This window comes from Planococcus sp. ISL-109, assembly GCF_018613655.1.
Classification (GTDB): Bacteria; Bacillota; Bacilli; order Bacillales_A; family Planococcaceae; genus Planococcus.
In genome coordinates, this window is record NZ_JAGGPW010000005.1 from 52380 (window position 1) to 68956 (window position 16577).

Annotated in this window: 18 protein-coding genes and 1 pseudogene; 10 read left to right on the forward strand and 9 right to left on the reverse strand. The window is 48.9% G+C overall.

What is annotated here, in order from left to right:
- Positions 1-984 carry a ketoacyl-ACP synthase III gene (locus J7E21_RS07555; protein WP_215106263.1) on the reverse strand — a complete coding sequence of 328 codons (984 nt, stop codon included), beginning with the start codon at positions 982-984 and terminating at the stop codon, positions 1-3.
- Positions 985-1426: 442 nt separating this feature from the next.
- On the opposite strand from J7E21_RS07555, the gene J7E21_RS07560 reads away from it, so the two are divergent.
- Positions 1427-2299, forward strand: a complete 873-nt coding sequence (locus J7E21_RS07560; protein WP_215106265.1) for a CPBP family intramembrane glutamic endopeptidase — start codon at positions 1427-1429, stop codon at positions 2297-2299.
- A 104-nt stretch (positions 2300-2403) separates the two neighbouring features.
- On the opposite strand, the gene J7E21_RS07565 is transcribed toward J7E21_RS07560, so the two are convergent.
- The 6 genes from J7E21_RS07565 to J7E21_RS07590 form a co-directional block, all read right to left on the reverse strand.
- Positions 2404-3105, reverse strand: coding sequence for a LutC/YkgG family protein (locus J7E21_RS07565; RefSeq protein WP_215106267.1), 702 nt, complete (start codon positions 3103-3105; stop codon positions 2404-2406).
- Entirely contained in the window at positions 3098-4534 is a 1437-nt protein-coding gene (locus J7E21_RS07570) for a LutB/LldF family L-lactate oxidation iron-sulfur protein (protein WP_215106269.1), read from the reverse strand. Before J7E21_RS07570 ends, J7E21_RS07565 begins: the two co-directional genes overlap by 8 nt.
- A gap of 2 nt (positions 4535-4536) precedes the next feature.
- On the reverse strand, positions 4537-5271 hold the full coding sequence (locus J7E21_RS07575) for a (Fe-S)-binding protein (protein WP_215106271.1): 735 nt from the start codon (positions 5269-5271) through the stop codon (positions 4537-4539).
- 118 nt (positions 5272-5389) lie between these two features.
- A complete protein-coding gene (locus tag J7E21_RS07580; protein WP_215106273.1) occupies positions 5390-6097 on the reverse strand; it encodes a FadR/GntR family transcriptional regulator in 708 nt (235 codons plus the stop codon).
- A 58-nt stretch (positions 6098-6155) separates the two neighbouring features.
- The gene (locus J7E21_RS07585; protein WP_215106293.1) at positions 6156-6368 is read right to left on the reverse strand and encodes a hypothetical protein; all 213 of its coding nucleotides are present in this window, start codon (positions 6366-6368) and stop codon (positions 6156-6158) included.
- Positions 6369-6553: 185 nt separating this feature from the next.
- Positions 6554-7693, reverse strand: a complete 1140-nt coding sequence (locus J7E21_RS07590; RefSeq protein ID WP_215106275.1) for a hypothetical protein — start codon at positions 7691-7693, stop codon at positions 6554-6556.
- A gap of 267 nt (positions 7694-7960) precedes the next feature.
- Here J7E21_RS07590 and J7E21_RS07595 point away from each other — a divergent pair, with 267 nt between their 5' ends.
- Positions 7961-8890 carry an MFS transporter gene (locus tag J7E21_RS07595; protein WP_251047889.1) on the forward strand — a complete coding sequence of 310 codons (930 nt, stop codon included), beginning with the start codon at positions 7961-7963 and terminating at the stop codon, positions 8888-8890.
- A gap of 250 nt (positions 8891-9140) precedes the next feature.
- A complete protein-coding gene (locus J7E21_RS07600) occupies positions 9141-10031 on the forward strand; it encodes a cation diffusion facilitator family transporter (protein ID WP_215106277.1) in 891 nt (296 codons plus the stop codon).
- Between the two features lie 73 nt (positions 10032-10104).
- On the opposite strand, the pseudogene J7E21_RS07605 reads toward J7E21_RS07600, so the two are convergent.
- Positions 10105-10744: pseudogene (locus J7E21_RS07605) on the reverse strand (Nif3-like dinuclear metal center hexameric protein).
- 175 nt (positions 10745-10919) lie between these two features.
- Between J7E21_RS07605 and J7E21_RS07610 the strand changes: the two are divergent.
- The 5 genes from J7E21_RS07610 (at position 10920) to J7E21_RS07620 (ending at position 13552) form a co-directional block, all read left to right on the forward strand.
- Positions 10920-11171: an ArsR/SmtB family transcription factor gene (locus tag J7E21_RS07610; protein WP_251047890.1), complete on the forward strand. Its 252-nt coding sequence runs from the start codon at positions 10920-10922 to the stop codon at positions 11169-11171.
- Positions 11172-11294: 123 nt separating this feature from the next.
- A complete protein-coding gene (locus J7E21_RS16245) occupies positions 11295-11738 on the forward strand; it encodes an MFS transporter (RefSeq protein ID WP_251047891.1) in 444 nt (147 codons plus the stop codon).
- Positions 11739-11780: 42 nt separating this feature from the next.
- Positions 11781-12029 (forward strand): MFS transporter, encoded by a 249-nt coding sequence (locus J7E21_RS16250; RefSeq protein WP_251047892.1) that lies wholly within the window; start codon positions 11781-11783, stop codon positions 12027-12029.
- Complete coding sequence (locus J7E21_RS16255) at positions 12023-12460, forward strand: MFS transporter (RefSeq protein ID WP_251047893.1); 438 nt, start codon at positions 12023-12025, stop codon at positions 12458-12460. The genes J7E21_RS16250 and J7E21_RS16255 overlap by 7 nt, the downstream gene beginning before the upstream one ends.
- A 246-nt stretch (positions 12461-12706) precedes the next feature.
- The gene (locus tag J7E21_RS07620; protein WP_215106279.1) at positions 12707-13552 is read left to right on the forward strand and encodes a GAF domain-containing protein; all 846 of its coding nucleotides are present in this window, start codon (positions 12707-12709) and stop codon (positions 13550-13552) included.
- Between the two features lie 75 nt (positions 13553-13627).
- Here the strand turns inward: J7E21_RS07620 and J7E21_RS07625 are convergent, their stop codons facing one another.
- Positions 13628-14467: an aldo/keto reductase gene (locus J7E21_RS07625; RefSeq protein WP_215106281.1), complete on the reverse strand. Its 840-nt coding sequence runs from the start codon at positions 14465-14467 to the stop codon at positions 13628-13630.
- A gap of 441 nt (positions 14468-14908) precedes the next feature.
- Here J7E21_RS07625 and J7E21_RS07630 point away from each other — a divergent pair, with 441 nt between their 5' ends.
- Together J7E21_RS07630 and J7E21_RS07635 are read left to right on the forward strand one after the other, a co-directional pair.
- The gene (locus J7E21_RS07630; RefSeq protein ID WP_215106283.1) at positions 14909-15961 is read left to right on the forward strand and encodes a GNAT family N-acetyltransferase; all 1053 of its coding nucleotides are present in this window, start codon (positions 14909-14911) and stop codon (positions 15959-15961) included.
- Between the two features lie 55 nt (positions 15962-16016).
- A partial coding sequence (locus tag J7E21_RS07635; protein WP_215106285.1) for a GNAT family N-acetyltransferase occupies positions 16017-16577 on the forward strand: 561 nt, incomplete at its 3' end.

Below are 16577 nucleotides of genomic sequence, written 5' to 3' on the forward strand. Positions count from 1 at the left end.
TCAGATCGACCAATTAACCAGCATGCCAGCATGCGTCAACCCGCCGCCGAATCCATACAGCAGCAATTGATCGCCTGCTTTGATGCGGCCGTCTTTCACGCCTTCTGCGAGCGATAGCGGAATCGACCCTGCAGATGTGTTGCCGTAATATTCAAGTGAGTAGATCGTCTTGTCGAGCGGCAACCCGCTTCTTGTGCAAATCGATTCGATGATCCGCAAATTGGCGCTGTGCGGCACGAACCAATCGATATCCGCTGCGGAAATGCCTGCTTTGTCCATTAAAGCCGTGACACCTTTTGGCACGGTATTGACCGCCCATTTATACACTTCGCGGCCGTTTTGTGCGACAACGTTGCGAGCGGCCAGTTCCTGACCGAACATTTCACCCGCCAGGTCCGTGCAGTACAAATTATTCGCCAAGCCGCCGTTCGTTCCCATATGAGATTCGATAAAACTCGGCTGCTGTTCGTCATATTCGACCAAGACCGCGCCCCCGCCGTCGCCGAACAGGATGCACGTTGAGCGATCGGTGTAATCGAGTATCTTTGAGAAAGTTTCCGCACCGATGACGAGGATCTTTTTATGCAATCCGGAGGTGATCAAGCCGTTCGCCATCTGCAAACCGTAGGAAAAGCCGGCACAGGCAGCGTTCAAGTCGATCGCGCCGGTATTTTGGATGCCGAGTTTTGCTTGGACCAGTGCCGCCACGCCCGGCGTTTTAAAATCGGGCGTCATCGTGCAGACGATTATCAAATCGACGTCTTCAAACGTCTTGCCGTAGCGCTCCGCCAAATCTAGCGCGGCGTTCGCGCTGATATCGCTCGTAAATTCATGGTCTCCCGCAATGCGGCGCTCTCTGATGCCGGTGCGCTGTAGGATCCATTCATCGTTAGTGTCCACTAATTCTTCCAAGTGACGATTCGTCAGCCTCTTTTCAGGAACATATGATCCGATGGCTGTAATTCTTGCTGTTGATTTGGTCATTCATACACCCCTTTTACGGTACTCTTTCCATTTTAGCACCTTGTTTTATTATTAGGTACTAATTTTTAGGTTTAAGGTGATTTCAGTTCAAAAGATTCAGCGTCCTGCTACAAAACAAGTCATCTTTCGTTTTGCTTATAGTCGCTTTTCACGGTCCACTTCTTAATGATAACTTTAAACAGCTCTGCTCCCCTATCAGGACACAGCTCTTTCAGTAATTCCTGGCTTTTCTTCATTTTCGGGCACTGATGGCCTTATAGATATTCCAATGAAAAAAGTCTCTCTTGATTGTTTGCTGAATTTTCAGTTAAATTATATACATGAATACTTGATGGATATTGAAACTGCAGCCTGTGCCCGCTGAGATGAGCTGATGAAGCAGTCAGGATTGATAGTCGCCAGCACTAATTGCCGAAACTAAAAATGAGTGGGGGTAATTGTGATGGAAAGCATAGCGAAGAAAGTCACGATTTACTATAGTGGTGCTATTTTGTTTTCCTGGACTTTGTGGATCGGGATCATGCTATTTTCCATGCTTAGCGGTGTGGAGATTCTCTATAATGAAGGGGTCTATACCATTCTGACAGAAGGCGTGGAAAGCCTGCCGCAGCTGATCGTTTTTCTCTTTTTTACGGCTGCAGTTTACGGCCCACTCTTCGGTGTGTTTGCAGTAGGCCTGTTGATGAAGAACGAAAAAGCACGAATGCCCACGAAGCCTGCCAAAAAAATCCGGCAAACCAGAGTCGGCGGCTGGCTATTGTTCATCTTTCTCTATCCCATCATTCTCTTTTCAGCGGCGCTGCTCGTTACGTGGATTGTGTCGGGATTCACTGCGGAGTTCAACTGGCCGGCGCTGCCTCTCTGGTTCATCCCGGTATTTTTCCTGTTCCAGTGTTTGACGAGCGGCATGGAGGAGTTCGGTTGGCGCGGATATTTGCAGCCATTGCTGCAGACCAAATACACAGCAGAAAAAGCCTGTTTCCGGGTGGGGGTGCTGTGGAGCATCTGGCATTATCCCATCATCATTTACATGAACTACGCGAATGGAATTCCAGTGGCACTGCTGTCGCTGGTCGGATTCACCTTACTGACCATTCCGCAAGCTTATATCCTCGGCTGGCTTTACAATAGTACGAAAAATGTCTGGCTATGCGTCATCCTGCACGCTTGGGCCAACACGGTATCCGCCTATTTGCTCGCAGCGTCACCGGTTCCGCTCCTGACACCCATCGCCGTCGCGATCGGCACGTGGCTCCTCGCCGACTATTTGGTGAAAAAATACGGCAAGGAAAAGCTGAGCACTCAAACAAGCTGACTGGCGAGAGTATTATATTCAAAAAAACCGCTGCTTCGAGGAATCGATCCCTCGAAGCAGCGGTTTTTGTGGTTTTCATTATTTCCCTTACACAACTTCAACCATCACCGGTCCGTCACGATAACATGCAACGCTTCGACCGGGCCGTGGACGCCGATGACGATGTTCATCTCGATGTCGGCGCTGTTGCTCGGTCCTGAGATGAAGTTGATGCAGGTCGAGAGCTCTTGGCCTGCTTCGACGGATTGCTGGATCTGATGTGTCGCTTGCGTCATGCGCGGCACGATGGTCGACTGTGGCACGATTGCGAGATACGCGAGCGGCAACAAGCTGACCGAGCGCGCAATATCTTTGCCGTTGAACTGAACGACCGTGCCGGATTCAGCCAGGCTGATGTCGCTGAAGAAGACGCCGACCGCGGCGCGTTTGGCGATGTCGATGTTTTCTTCACCCAGCTCCGCGTTCCATACGTGCGCTTCGCTTTCCACAAGAACCGGCTCCAGGCCGTAATCGCCGAAGCGCGCGTCTTTTGTCGTGACGACGCGTCCGCCGCCGTATTGGCTGATGGCGCCACGTACGGTTTCTGCAAGCCCGGCGGCCGTCGTTTCGATGACTGCCGTCGTTTTTTCGAGGCTATTCTTTTTAAATTGCGCAGCCAGTTCCTCCGGCGCCGCATCTTTCAGGATTTCCCATTGCGGGCGGTGTTTCCAGACGGGTTTCACCACTTGCTGTTTCCGCTCCCTGCCGAGTCGCGCGGAAATATTGTTCAAAAACTCTTCCTGGTTATGGACCAAACCTTCAGTCATGTGCTCCGCCCCCCTTTTTACGGTTGTCGAACCAGTTGCGGAAATTGCCTTTGCCGGGTGCCGGGAAATCGCGGACTTCTGTCCACAGTTTCATCGGGCCCGGCCCGTTTTCGATATGGTCGTCTTTAACGAATGGCTTCATCGCTGCCGGCATGCCTTTGACGGCCATTTTGAACAGCAGCGGGGAGCTCGCTCCGACGCCGAAAGTCTTCATCGCCATCTTCTCAGCCGTTTTCCCGTAGTCTTTCACGTAATTTTCCCGGTGGCGGATCAACAGTTCGTGGAGCGGGATTTTGACCGGGCAGGCTTCCGTGCAGGCCGCGCACAGGCTCGATGCATACGGAAGTTCGCCGTATTCTTCATAGCCGCCGAGTATCGGGGACAATACCGCCCCGATCGGCCCCTGGTAGATCGAGCCGTACGCATGGCCGCCGATATGTCGGTATACGGGACAGACATTGACGCAAGCGGCGCAGCGGATGCACTGGAGCGCCGATTGGAACTCGGTGCCGAGTGCATTCGAGCGGCCGGCATCCAAAATGACCAGATGGAATTCCTTCGGCGCATCGACACTGTCTTCGACTAATTGCGGCGTCAAGTTCGTCACGTAAGTCGTGATTTTCTGCCCGACTGCACTTCTGCTGAGCAGGTTGGTCATGACGTCAAGCTCTTCCCATGTCGGGACGAGTCGCTCCATCCCCATGATGCTGATCTGCGTCTCCGGGAAGGTGGTGACCATATTGGCGTTTCCTTCATTGGTCACCAGCGAAATCGAGCCTGATTGTGCGACCGCGAAATTGCAGCCGGTCACACCGATATCTGCCTGCATGAACGTCTCCCGCAGCTGGGCGCGCGCAAAGGCCGCCAATTGCTTCGGTTCTTCCGTGCCGGTGTAATTGGCTTTGTCGCGGAACGTGTCGCGGATCTGCTCTTTGTTTTTATGCAAAGAGGGCACGACGATATGGGACGGCCGGTCGTGGTCGTCGATTTGCAGGATATACTCCGCGAGATCCGTCTCGTAAACATTGCAGTCGATTTCTTCGAGCGCTTCGTTGAGGCCGATTTCTTCCGTCACCATCGACTTCGCTTTCGTGACGTTTTTGGCGTTTTTCCGCTTCGCCACTTCCTGTACGTAGCGTGTAGCGTCTTCTGCGGTTTTGGCGAAATAGACATGGCCGCCGCGCTTCGTGAAGTTTTCGCTCAGCTGCTCCAAATAGAAATCCAAGTTATCGAGCGTGTGCTGGCGGATTTCCTCGCCTGCACTGCGCCACTCTTCCCAGTCCCCGACCAGTTCATCCTCGACCGTCGCCGCCTGTTTTTTGCCGCGCAGGCGGTCCTGTGCGGAACTCATCGCCTGCCTCATGAAATCATCCTGCAGGGCGTCGTCTACACGTCCGAAAAACGACTTGTCTCCAATTTTCATCGCCATCGTTAATTCCCCCCTTCTGCTGTTTGCGAATTCAGGATCTGTGCAATGTGCTTTACTTCAATTGGTTTGCCTGTTCGGTCGATGCGCCCTTTGATATTCATCATGCAGCCGTTATCCGCCGCAATCAGCAGATCAGCCGTCGACTCTTCGATGTGGCGTACTTTTTCATCGACCATCTGCTCAGAAATCGGTGCCATCTTCACGGCGAATGTGCCGCCGAATCCGCAGCAATCATAATTATTCGCAAGCGGCAGCATATAGAGCCCTTTGACATTCGCCAATAGCAGGGACGGCGCATCCGTCTCTTTCAACAACCGCGTCATATGGCAGGAGGTGTGATAGGTCGCCCTAGCCGGATACTCCGCCCCGACGTCTTCGATTTTCAGCACATGGACGATAAACTGGGTGAATTCATAAGTTTTATCCGCTGTCGCCTGTGCACGCGCATGCCATTTCGGGTCGTCTTTGAGCAGTTCCGGGTACTCCTTGAACATCGCTGCACAGGAACCGGACGGCGTGACGATGTATTCCGAGTTCTCGAAGCTGTCGATCATCTGTTTGGCTGCTTTTTGGGCGTCTTTCCGGTAGCCGCTGTTATAGGCGGGCTGCCCGCAGCATATTTGCCCTTTTGGAAAATCGATGTCGCAGCCGAGCCGTTCCAACACTTCCACTACGTCTTTCGCCACGTTCTGATAAAACATCTCTGAGAGGCAAGTGACAAATAAGGATACTTTCATGCTCATCCACTCTTTTCTTAAGTTATTTTCATTCTGAACGGCACAGCCGCATGGACGGTTAAGAGAACAGGTCATCATATGACCAGGCAATAGCAATACAGCTGGTTCAATCGGCTAATTAATCGATGTACTTCGACAGCACTTTTTCCACGCCGACGAGATGGTCCAGCATTTTCGCCTGCGCTGCGTCTGCGTTGCGCTGCTTGATCGCTTCAAAAATCTCTTGGTGCTCTTCGAGAAGTGAGCCCATCATTTCTTCTGAATACAAAAGAAGGAGCCGTGTTTCACGCATCGATTCCACCATGATTTCCGCCACACTGCCCATCAGGTTGATGAGCATCTGGTTATGCGTCGCCCGGGCGATCGCCAAGTGGAATGCAAGATCCGCTTTTTCGCCGAGCGCTCCTTGGCCTTTCGCTTGCTTCATCGCCGTCAAGGCTTGTTCGATCTCTGCCAAATCTTCTTTGCGGTAGTTCAGCGCAGCGGATGCAACCGCTCCGACTTCGAGGATTTTCCGCACTTCCGACAGTTCCTTGATGTCTTCCCGCTTCATGAGGAGCGCCGATGATACGGGCAAAGAGAATTTCGATGCATCAAAAGCTGTGATATACGTCCCTTCCCCTTGGTGCATCTCGACCAAACCCATCGCACGCAAACCGCTCAACGCTTCACGGATCGCCGAACGCCCGACATTGAAATTCTTCGCCAGCTGTTCGACCGAATCGAGTTTGTCCCCTGCCTTGTACTGGCCCGTCTTGATCATTTCCAAAATCGAATCTGTTACTTCTTCGTAAATTTTTCTGGTCCGAATTTGTTTGAATTCCATATACGTTCTCTCCCGACTGATGTATTCCTATCCTCACTTTACTAGCTGGGGATAAAATTTAAAAGAGCAGCTCTATAACAGCAACATTAAAACAAATCCGCAGACTGCGGACGATGTTCATACCAAGCCCGGTCTGTTGGGCGATGTTGTATTGCACCGAGGACAAGGTCACCGTCGCACTGAAAGACATTCCTTTTAATACAGACATCCGAAGCATGACGACGAATATGAACGGTGCAATAATCGCGCTCAAAGCTACAAGCAACAGCATCTAATTCCCCCAATCTTCTGAGTCGCCAAATTTGCCGCTCCGTTTAAAACGCTTTTATTTCTAAAAAACTTTATATTCAACAGGTCATCAGATGACTTGTTTACACTTTATCGCCCACCATTAATTAAGTCAATGATTTTTCAGATAATTTGAGTGGAGGGGAAGAAAGGCGCGGTTGGTTTGATTCAGAGTTCGTTAAAGCAAGCGGCTGTCGTAGGCACTTGAAGGCTATCCGCGCTCAAGTGAATAAGTGAATCGGCAAGATGTCCGATTTCAGACGCCGCCAATGCTTTCAATTCACCGGCCAATAGCGTGAGCCTGCTTTCGATTTGTTGTTTATTGCCGTAGCGGATGCGCGCTTGTTCCGGCAGGTCTTCCGACAACAAGTGAAAGTGGCTGAAAGCTGTTTCTTGCAGCTGCAGCAGTTGCTCTCCTCTGACCTGGGCAGCAATTTGTTTGTCGCCTGCACTATAGCCGTCCAGAAATCCGTTAGCGACCCCCTTCAAGTTGTCTGCACACATTGCGAATTCATGTTTTCTGTAGCGCTCTGTATCCGACAAAGCGATAAAGAGCGTTTCATACAGGTTCATGAAGTTCCCGGCCATCCCCCGTGGGTAATAGATGCTCGGGAACGGATCAATCAGGCAGATTTGTGTGCCGTTCATCAGGATGTTTTCCGGTGAAGCGTCTTGATTGGAGAGGAGCGGCTTGGTGAATCTTTGTCTTCTGATTTCTGCCGCCAGTTTCAGCGCGTCGCTCACTGTGTCGTCCCGGAATTCGGGCTTGGCTTCGCTCAACACCCGGTAATCCGACAGATGCTCTTCACTTTCTTGTTGGAGGAATCGCTGGACATCTCCCGTTATGCTGCCTCTAAGTCCGCTCTGCTCGGACCAGTAAAGATAGCCGAAACCGTCCAAACCGTGCGGAATCTGCTCAGTTTTCCGGTAAATCTCGCCTAGCGTTTTGCCTGTCTGATACGCTGCTGTTTCTGTCATTTCGTGCAGATCGATCTGCTGTCCGACGAACGACTCGAGCGTATAGCTCAGTTTTTCAGATACATGGAACTGAAAAACTTCCGGAGCTGCTCCAGGAACCGCCTGATTGACCGACCGATAATACAGTTCCGTCCCTGCGTATTCGGCCTTAAGTTCTTCTTCGTTAAAGAATACCCGCTTCCCGTAAACCGTCTCTTTTGGAATCCGCAAGACCAATTCGCGGTTACCCATCGAAACTTTCCAGGCGTCATGCCATGCCCCTTCCCCTAAAAACTCCGCCGACTCGACGCCTGCATGTAAGATGGTTGCTTCCAATTTCGCTTGATTCATCAGTCTTCCTGCTTTCTTTTTTAAGCAATCACTTTTTTAAATACTTCCTTGCAATAGCTTCTCTTTTCTACTATATCCAACATTTTCTTCTGTCGCCATTTGTTTTCCAATTATTTCGAGTATAATGAAAACAATAAAATCCAAAGATAAATCGCCCCCAAGATTTATCTTCCATACGAAAGGAACATCCAATATGACCATCAATCCAATCTAAAATAACCCCTTTTACAGAAGTCATTTACGAAATGAACTCTTGGGGGCTTAAGAATGAAGCTGAATAGAAATTTCAATCTGCTGCTGACGGGCCAGTCGCTCGCGAATATCGGCGACGTCTTGTACATTGTCAGCATCATTTACGTCATTTTTGAATTGACCGGTTCGGCTACCGCTGCCGCTTTTGTGCCGTTTGTCATTACCAGTTCGATGTTCATATCGAATACATTAACTCCGCTTTTCATGCAGCGCATTAATTTGAAATGGCTGCTTGCGGGATCGCAAATGGGCAAAACCGGTTTGTTGCTTGCTTTGGCCATATTCCTGCCGCAGCTGTCGCTTGCCAATTATTTCGGGCTATTTCTGTTGATTAGCCTAGTGGCGCTCTTAGATGGTTGCGCCAACCCGGTGACTCAAGCGTTGATTCCGAATTACGTGAAAAGCCACCAGCTGTTAAAGGCTAACGGCATCGAAGAAACCGTTACCCAATTGATCCAGACCGCGATGTGGTTTGTCGGCAGCTCCCTGTTGATCTGGCTGACCGCAACTGACCTGGTGTGGCTGACGGCCGGGTTGTTTTTGCTGTCTAGCTTGTTGTTGAGTGGTTTGGACAAAGTCGATATAAAGCCGGAAAAGCCTTTAGGAAGATGGCAGCAAATCACTAAAGGCTGGCACACGGTCTCCAAGACGCCGGTATTAAAACGCATCGCCTGGATGAATGTGCTCGAGACGATGGCCGGAACTGTATGGATCGCCGCGATTCTCTACGTATTCATCAGCGAGGCCTTGTTGGTCGACGAGAGATGGTGGGGGTTCATTAACGGCTCTTTCTTTATCGGCTTGATCGCGGGAAGTCTTTTTTGCCTGCGTTATTCCGACATCATCGAACAAAATCTCAGTCGTTTCATTTTAATAGGGGCGGTTTTCAGCAGCTTTGCGACTCCCAGCTCATCCCGCCGATCAGCCCAATGGTTTTCATGGTGATCCCCCTCTTGTAAGTATCCACCGCTCTGTACTTTGAAATTGCTTGGCCTGCAAACAACTTACGCTTTCCTAAAAAGATCCCAACCACCTTTTCGAATGCGTCATTTATCCTCAGTTAACTAAAGTTTTTCCCTGCCAAAACTCTTTTGCCCATCCTCGTTTCAGTTGCTATACTGAAAAAACTTTGCTGTAGACCCACTCGATGTGCGGGTGTTATCATACTCAAGTACTTGCGAGAGGGTGACTAAACATGGATCAGGAACGGTTCGACAACTTGAAGTTAGGCGAAAAAGGGGCAATCCTCAGCATTGTCACTTATATCATATTATCAATCATCAAATTAATTATTGGCTATAGCGCAGGATCCGAAGCTTTACGGGCTGACGGTTTAAACAATGTGACGGACATCGTCGCGTCAATCGCCGTATTGATCGGCTTGAAATTATCGCAAAAACCGGCTGACGCCAACCATCCTTATGGGCATTGGCGCGCAGAAACCGTCGCTTCATTGGTCGCTTCTTTCATCATCATCGCCGTCGGGCTGCAAGTCGTCTTTACAGCCGTCACCTCCGTCTTCCAAGGCAGCGCAGAGGCACCGGATATGATTTCCGCCTGGACCGCTGGATTTTCTGCAATTATTATGTATTTTGTATATCGATATAATAAAAAGTTGGCAAAGCGCATCAATAGCCAAGCGCTCAAAGCCGCGGCGAAAGACAATTTGTCCGATGCCTGGGTCAGCATTGCAGCGTTGGTCGGTATTGTTGGCGCCCAGTTTTATTTGCCATGGCTTGATCCGCTCGCCGCGTTGTTGGTCGGCCTGCTTATTTGCAAGACCGGTTGGGTCATTTTCTGGGAAGCCACACACGATTTGACCGACGGCTTTGATGAAGAGTTGATAAAATCGTTCAAAGACAGCGCGCTCGATGTCGAAGGCGTTACCGAGGTGCGGGATATCCGCGCCCGCAATTACGGCAACCGGGCCGTTGTGGATGTGGTCGTGTTGGTCCATCCCGATTTGGATATCCGCCTCGCCCATGACATCTCCACCAAAGTCGAAGTCATGCTGATGGAGCTGTACGATGTGTCAGATGTCCATGTTCACGTGGAGCCGAACTGGAAAATTCGCATCTTGGATTAATACTTTTTGCGTCTCTCAATTCCCCTCACCTTTTGCGGACTCATTTTCTCGCATTCCCTTTCCATCACAGAAATCAATGTTTCAATTCAAAATGAGTTTCTTCCAACTCCATGATTTCTACATCCGAGTGCATTTCTGCAACTTTCTTCGCCAAGGTTTCCACACCGAAGATTTCCGTGAACGTATGGCTGCCTACAAGTAAGTTGATTCCCGCAAACTAAGCATACTGGATCGTGTAAAGGGTCGCTTCACCGGTGATGTATGTATCGCAGCCTTCTTCGACCGCCTGTTGGATAAGTCCAGGGGAACTAGAAATTCCGCGATGCCCGGCACTTCTCCGCCTGCTTCACTATAGGAGGAATTTTTTTTGATCTCGTCTACATCCAGCGCGTTCATCAACGAAGTACATGTCCCGAATTCGGCGAAATCCAGCGGCGCATGAATCCAAAAATGGCTGATGTTATGTTCCTGCAGCTTTTGGGTGCACGCTTCCCGCAATCCGTAGATGAAATCCCAGGCATCGTGATGTGTCACCATCAAATCGACTTTATGCTTGATTGCCTGATCCACAGTTTCGAGGGACAAATTCGTCGCATAGCCGTTTTTTTAATGGCATTGTTTGAGGTGCTCGTAAACCCGTATTCATCCCCTTCTTTCAGCAACTCCTCGCCAAAAAGCTTCTGGATAGTTAGTTCAAATTCATTTACGTTCATGTTAAAAGCCTCACTATTCTGTTTTTTCTTGATTTTACCATATTACAGACAAAGCTAAAGGGCATTCGTTGCCTTCCGAAAACCATTAAGCTTGCCTGGCCATATGGAAAATTTAAAAGTAATAGATATATTCAAAGCCTTATCAAACGAAACCCGCCTGAACATTTTGAAGTGATTGAGAGAACCCGAGAAGAATTTTCCGGTACAGCAAGCGCATTTGCCTAAGGAGGTCAACATCAAAGGTGGCGTGTGTGCCGGGGATATTCAAGAAAAAGTGAATCTATCTCAATCGTCTGTGTCGCATTATTTGTCGCTCATGCAAAAAGCAGGGCTGCTCGAAGCTGTGCGCCACGGGCAATGGACGTATTACAGACGCAACGAAGAGACATTGGCAAAGATCTCAAAGTTCATCAACGAAGAAATTTGAGATTCTGCCTTGGCTCTTTTTTTATTTGATTTCTTATATCGATAATTTTAGATATTTCTATATGACCATGTACAAATGAATACATACCCGTATAGTGGATTACAAATCAGGAGTGAATTTATTATGGACACAGTTTCAACAACACAACTGCTCAGCACGAAACAGAAAGTATTGGCGTTTACCTTAACCCTGTTGACCTTTGTCATGGGGACTAGCGAATTCGTCATCGTCGGCCTGCTCGCGGAAGTATCGACCGATTTGAATATCAGCCTCGCCGTCGCGGGCATGCTCGTTTCTGGCTTCGCCATCGCCTACGCTATCGGGACGCCTTTACTGACCGCGTTTGTCAGCCGCTTCCCAAAATATCCGTTAATGCTGACATTGATTGTGCTGTTCATTATCGGCAACGTCATCAGCGCCTTATCCGGTTCTTATGAACTGCTGATCTTTTCCCGCGTCATCACGGCGGTCGTCAGCGGTGTCTTGATCGCATTGTCGATGAGCATCGCCAGCGAAATCATGCCCAAAAGCAAAAAAGGGACGCTCATCGGCCAGCTCGGCAACTAGCAGCTGACGTTTTGGTTCACGACGCTGCTCGGTGTCATCAGCTTGATTTTGAGCATCTTCATCCTGCCGCGCAAACTGAAAGTCGTGAAAGTCTCGGCCAAGGATCAGCTCGGTTTGCTGGCCAATCCGCGGATGATTTTGGCGTTCTTCATCCCGACATTCTCCATTGCGGGCACGTATACGATCTACACGTACATCACGCCGATCCTGCAAGACGGCATGGGGATTCCGGCAAGTTACGTCAGTGCCATTTTACTCGGTTACGGCGCATTCTCGATCCTCAGGTGCTAGCCGGCAAGATCGCCAGCAACAACGGCGTCAGCAATCTGCGCTATGTGTTTGTCGTTCAAGCTGTCATTTTAACTTCCCTTTTCTTCACGATGGGCACCACTTTCGCGGGACTCATCAGTCTCATGCTGATGGCGGTCATGATTTACGCGATGAACGCTACCATTCAAATGTATTTGATGAACTTGGCGACGGTCTATTTCCCGGCAGCCAAAGATTTCGCTTCTTCTTTGACGCCTGTCGCAGTCAACGTCGGCATTGCGCTCGGCGCGACACTCGGCGGCTACGTTGTCGCAAACGGCGGCTATGTCCACTTGTCTTGGGTCGGCGGATTGTGCGCCTTGATCTCAGCAGGACTAGCGTTCTTCAGCTACCTGTTAGATGCGAAAGACGAATTCGCAGAATCCCCTGCCAAGGCCGGATTGGAACTATAGCTTTCATTTTCTCGAACCCGGTTTACCTGAAGTGCTAAGGCTCTCTTTAGGAGAGTGTTAGAAGCCGTGGATTAAAGGGTATCCTCTATGTATTGGATAATGTACATGAAACTCGTCCATAACGAGGGTTTGGATCCGGCATTTGAACACCCAAATCTTGGCTGAGCGGGGATTTTTGACAGCTTAGCTTAACAACCAAACTAACTATTGCCCCCACTGATAGCCATTGAGGAGGAACCAATAATTATGCAACAATTGAATAGAACGCCTAACCACGATGCATTGAAAGCAGTATCCTATAAATTGTTTCAGGTGATCAGTGATGAACTCGGCATCAATACCGCATACGTAACACAGCGCGGGCCGAAAACCATGGACGTGATCAGCTCATTTAATAAAGACCATTACATCATCCCGGAAGGTCATGCGGTCGATTACGACGGTGCGTATTGCCGATTGATCCTCGAAAGTGATCAAGAGACGATGCATACACGTAACCTCGGTAAGTTCAGCTTAACGAAAGATCTCGATGCCACCGAAGAGCTTGATGTCAAAGGATTTTTAGGGGTGACGCTGCGTGACTTCCATGGCAATGTTTTCGGTACATTATGCGTCATGGACCCGGAAGAAAAGAACTTCACCGACAAAGACATCCGTTTCTTGAAGAGCATGGCGGAAGTGTTGTCATATATCATTCATCTCGACAACACGGTCGCGGACATCGAGCTCCTCAGCGTGCCGATCATTCCGATCAAAAAAGGCTTGGCGATTCTGTCGCTACAAGGCAATGTCAATGAACAGCGCTCCAGTAAGATCATGGAAGATACCTTGTATTACGCAGCAGATAAAGGCATCGATTCTTTCGTCATTGATCTGTCGCAGCTCGCTTTATTGGAAAACCGCTTTCCGGACGTCTTGAACAATTTGGTGTCTGGCCTCAACGTCATGGGCGTGCAGGTGATGATGACTGGCCTGCCGCCGTGGCTCGTGCAAATGCAGGATGCCCGCGAACAGCTATCGCAACTGAAAACCGACTACGTCACCGATATCGAATCGGCACTGAACAAACTCGGCTATCAACTGCAAAAATAACAAAGAAGGAGAGCATGCCACGCGGCATGCTCTCCTTCTTTTAGTTATGGCTTTTTTTGAACACTCCGCAATCCGTTAAAAATCAAAATTGTCCGGATCCGGCCCGATACGCTGGTCTCGGTTGAGTGCATTGATTTTTGTCATGTCTTCTTCCGCCAGTTCGAAATCGAATAGTTGGGAGTTTTCTACGATGCGCCCTTCATTGGTCGACTTCGGAATGGTGACAACGCCGTTTTGCAAGTTCCAGCGCAAGATGATTTGCGCGACCGATTTGCCGTATTTCTGGGCGATTTTTTGCAGATCCGCTTGCTCGAGCGCTTTCCCTGCCATCAGTGGCGACCACGCTTCTAGCTGGATGTCGTGCTCCTGACAAAATGCCTGCAGCGGTTCTTGCGTCAAGCGCGGATGGTATTCGACTTGGTTGACGACCGGCTTGATGTCTGCGTCTTTCATTAAATCTTCCAAGTGGTGGATCTGGAAATTGCTGACGCCGATCGCTTTCACTTGGCCGTCTGAGTAGAGGTGTTCGAGCGCTTTCCACGCCTCTTTGTATTTGCCTTCGACCGGCCAGTGGATCAAGTACAAGTCCAAATACTCAAGCCCCAGCTTGCTTAGGCTCGTGCCATATGCGGCGATTGCCGACTCATAACCGAAATCCGCGTTCCACAATTTAGACGTGACAAACAGGTCTTCTCTTGAAATGCCCGCTTCCTTTATCCCTTGACGAATCCCCTCTCCGACGCTTTCTTCGTTGCCGTAGATCGCCGCTGTGTCGATGCTGCGGTAGCCGTTGATGATTGCTGTTTTGACCGCTTCGACTGCTTCAGGGCCCTCTTTCACGCGGAACACGCCGAGTCCGAGCCAAGGCATTTCACTTCCATTATGCAATGTAGCTGTATCTTGTAAACTTTTCATGTGTATTTCCCTCCAAGTGATTATTATTTTCATGCGGCTTATGCCGGTTGATGCTGTTCGCCAGCTTTCTGCCGAACGTAACACCTACCGAAATATATACCCCACCTAATAAAATAGATAACTTCTCATCCCTTCACGTTGTTTCCAAAATCTTATATTTAACTAACTGAGTTCTGCCATTTGTTGATCACAATAAATTCGAATCTATAGTGTGGAATCGATTTTCTACTACAAAAAAGCTCCACTTATCCGCCGAAAGCTGACTTTTTCTCGGCCATGGCGGCTTCCTCGCTGTTGAATTTTTCAAATTTAAAAACCTCAAACTGTTTCTAAAAAGAAACCATAATGTTTTAACGTGCTTTTAACTTTGAGCAGTAATAATCAAATTATAAACAGCGGGTGTTTAACATAAATTTGAGTCTAGAGAAGGGGGCATTTATCATGATGATCGATACCCAAATTCCAAACATCACGATCATTGAAACAAAGGAATATTGGGATAAGGTAGTTAATGAATTTCCCGTGAATGATGTTTACTACACATACGAGTATTGTCAGTGGAATGCGGAAAAAGAGAAAGGGCAGGCAAAGCTCGTGTTTTTTGAAAATAGCTTGGGAAGCGTCATTTATCCTTTTATCCTGCGAAGAATAGACCACTATACAGAACAGCCGATCTACGACATCACCACGCCTTATGGTTATGGGGGGCCGCTCGTTTCCGGAGATGAGAAAGTTCTCGAGGAATTCACTAGGCTGTTTCGTGGTTATTGTTTGGAAACGAACATTGTTTCAGAAGTCGTCCGGCTGCACCCTCTCCTGAATAACGCCCGTTACCTTAACGGCTATTGCGATTTAACTTACATCCGAAAGAGCACCGCGGTGGAGTTGTCAGAAAGCTTGCCGCAGATCCAGCACCAGTACAGCAAGATGACCAAGCGGAATATTAAGAAGGCTATATCCAATAACCTCTATTGCAAAGAAGTCAGTAAGAGCGACGACAATATTGAAACTTTCTTGGCTTTGTACAAGGCAACGATGAACCGCAAAGCGGCTGCCGATAGTTATTACTTCTGCTTTTCATCCATCCAACAACAGCTGATGGATACAGCCGTCTCGAAATCCCATCTGTTATTTGTCTACTTGGGCGAAAAAGTCATAGCTGCAGCCATTCTCTATACGACAAAACATCTTGCCCATTACCATTTGGGTGCCTCGGATAAAGACCATCTGGACTTGCGGCCGAATAATTTGCTCTTCGACTTCATGGTAATCATATCCAAAGAATTGAACTGTAACTTATTGCACTTAGGCGGCGGTTACGGGGAAAATGACAGTTTGTTCAAATACAAAGCATCTTTCACCAATAATAATAATTACGATTATTATTTGGGCACCCGTATTTATAACCCGAAGATTTACGCGGAGTTAACCGAAATGGCCGCAAGCCGTTCCCGCTTAGCGGAAGGCTATTTCCCGTCATACCGAAGCGTTTGAGAATGGATGAAATGATTGAGCAACGCTCCATAATACTTGGGAAGAGGTGGTAAAGATGAATATTCAGGGAAAAAAAGTGACGCTGCGTGCTTTGGAAAGATCCGATATGGAAAGCTTGAGAAGTTTTCATAACGATCCGGAAATCGGCCACTTGCTCGGAGGCTGGTCCCACCCCATTTCGGCGGATCAGCAGAATAAATGGTTTGACGGCTTGGCATTTGACGGCCAGCACCTGCGTTTTGCAATCGAGACCCCGCTCGATGGGTTCATCGGCATTTCAACGATAACGAATATCGATTTTAAAAACCGTTCAGCGTATCATGGCATCATCATCGGAAAAAAGAATATGCAAGGCCATGGGTATGGCCGGGACACGGTGATGACAACCATGAAATATGCATTCGAAGAACTGCAGCTGCACCGGTTGGATGGCGATATCGTCGAACATAATGTTCCTTCTTATAATCTCTACGTCCAAAAATGCGGATGGCAAGAAGAAGGCAGAGTACGCGAGCATGCCTTCAGGAAGAACCGGTACTATGACCGGATTATCGTCGGCATCCTCAAGCGCGAATATGAGGAACTGTGCGAGCAAAGCAATTATTGGCAGGAAGAA

What these genes read in the sequence shown, in the direction of transcription:
- J7E21_RS07565 (WP_215106267.1), bottom strand. Translation starts at nt 3,105, where the DNA reads ATGACTGAAGGTTTGGTCCATAACCAGGAAGAGTTTTTGAACAATATT.
- J7E21_RS07630 (WP_215106283.1), top strand. Translation starts at nt 14,909, where the DNA reads ATGATGATCGATACCCAAATTCCAAACATCACGATCATTGAAACAAAG.
- J7E21_RS07595 (WP_251047889.1), top strand. Translation starts at nt 7,961, where the DNA reads ATGAAGCTGAATAGAAATTTCAATCTGCTGCTGACGGGCCAGTCGCTC.
- J7E21_RS07575 (WP_215106271.1), bottom strand. Translation starts at nt 5,271, where the DNA reads ATGAAAGTATCCTTATTTGTCACTTGCCTCTCAGAGATGTTTTATCAG.
- J7E21_RS16245 (WP_251047891.1), top strand. Translation starts at nt 11,295, where the DNA reads ATGGACACAGTTTCAACAACACAACTGCTCAGCACGAAACAGAAAGTA.
- J7E21_RS07625 (WP_215106281.1), bottom strand. Translation starts at nt 14,467, where the DNA reads ATGAAAAGTTTACAAGATACAGCTACATTGCATAATGGAAGTGAAATG.
- J7E21_RS07620 (WP_215106279.1), top strand. Translation starts at nt 12,707, where the DNA reads ATGCAACAATTGAATAGAACGCCTAACCACGATGCATTGAAAGCAGTA.
- J7E21_RS07590 (WP_215106275.1), bottom strand. Translation starts at nt 7,693, where the DNA reads ATGAATCAAGCGAAATTGGAAGCAACCATCTTACATGCAGGCGTCGAG.
- J7E21_RS07600 (WP_215106277.1), top strand. Translation starts at nt 9,141, where the DNA reads ATGGATCAGGAACGGTTCGACAACTTGAAGTTAGGCGAAAAAGGGGCA.
- J7E21_RS07570 (WP_215106269.1), bottom strand. Translation starts at nt 4,534, where the DNA reads ATGGCGATGAAAATTGGAGACAAGTCGTTTTTCGGACGTGTAGACGAC.
- J7E21_RS07585 (WP_215106293.1), bottom strand. Translation starts at nt 6,368, where the DNA reads ATGCTGTTGCTTGTAGCTTTGAGCGCGATTATTGCACCGTTCATATTC.
- J7E21_RS07555 (WP_215106263.1), bottom strand. Translation starts at nt 984, where the DNA reads ATGACCAAATCAACAGCAAGAATTACAGCCATCGGATCATATGTTCCT.
- J7E21_RS07560 (WP_215106265.1), top strand. Translation starts at nt 1,427, where the DNA reads ATGGAAAGCATAGCGAAGAAAGTCACGATTTACTATAGTGGTGCTATT.
- J7E21_RS07580 (WP_215106273.1), bottom strand. Translation starts at nt 6,097, where the DNA reads ATGGAATTCAAACAAATTCGGACCAGAAAAATTTACGAAGAAGTAACA.